Genomic DNA, 379 nt, shown 5'->3' on the forward strand with positions numbered 1-379 from the left:
CTTGGTACTTGTGATACCGTTGCACTAAGTAGTCTTCCCTTTGGTGCTCGTGTTTTCTTTATCTTTACTAGACCAATCTTAGGAAGCTTGACCTTATTGTCTAACAGTTCAATATTTCCATTCGTATATTTTGTTGTATACGAATAACGATGCGTCTTCTTCGATTTGAATCTAGGATATTCCGCCTTTTTCCGAAAGAAATTGATATAGGCCGTATCCAGATTCTTTACACTGGACTGTAGAGCCACAGAATCCACTTCCTTAAGCCATTCATATTCTCTCTTTAAAGAAACTAGATCCTTAGCACATGCCGAATAGTTGAATGTGATTCCATCTTTTTCATAGGCATCCCTACGTTTTGCCAGGTAATGGTTATATA

The 379-nt window shown here is 37.7% G+C and carries 1 pseudogene; it reads right to left on the reverse strand.

From position 1 onward, the window contains the following. Positions 1-379, reverse strand: a pseudogene (locus KTQ83_RS12085) (RNA-guided endonuclease TnpB family protein); the annotation flags it as partial.

The organism is Holdemanella porci, from assembly GCF_019052655.1.
Taxonomy (GTDB): Bacteria; Bacillota_I; Bacilli_A; order Erysipelotrichales; family Erysipelotrichaceae; genus Holdemanella; species Holdemanella hominis.